Source organism: Amycolatopsis sp. SID8362 (genome assembly GCF_010550475.1).
Lineage (GTDB): Bacteria > Actinomycetota > Actinomycetes > Mycobacteriales > Pseudonocardiaceae > Amycolatopsis > Amycolatopsis eburnea.
Genome location: NZ_JAAGNB010000282.1, coordinates 1 through 393 on the forward strand (window position 1 = coordinate 1; position 393 = coordinate 393).

1 protein-coding gene is annotated in these 393 nt (G+C 76.3%); it reads left to right on the forward strand.

Going from position 1 to position 393, the window contains the following annotated elements:
* Positions 1-171: 171 nt before the first annotated feature.
* The coding region (locus G3I65_RS09110) for an FAD-dependent oxidoreductase (RefSeq protein WP_160695698.1) at positions 172-393 on the forward strand (222 nt) is incomplete at its 3' end.

Here is a 393-nt window from a genome sequence, read left to right on the forward strand (position 1 = left end):
ATGAATGAGTCATTCACGGCATCGGGGTCGGGGTCCCGGCGAAGTCGCGTGGTCTGCCCGGCGTCGCGGATGGGCGGGGACGTCCGCTGCGGCGCCGATCGTCGTCACCCGTGCGAGGGGTGGGTGTCCCCCGCGGGCGGGGGAGGGGCGCCAGTGCGTCACGATGCGGGGATGCGGGTGACAGTCGCCGGGGCCGGGATCGTCGGGCTCAGCTGTGCGTACCGGCTGGCCGAAGCCGGGCACGAAACCACCGTCGTCGCCGCGGCGCCGCCGGGGGAGACGACCTCCGCCGTCGCCGGCGGGGTGCTCTACCCGCCGGTGCGCCGGCCGGACGAGCGGATCGTGCGCTGGACCGCCGAGACCCTCGCGGCGCTGCGCGAGCAGCACGCGCCC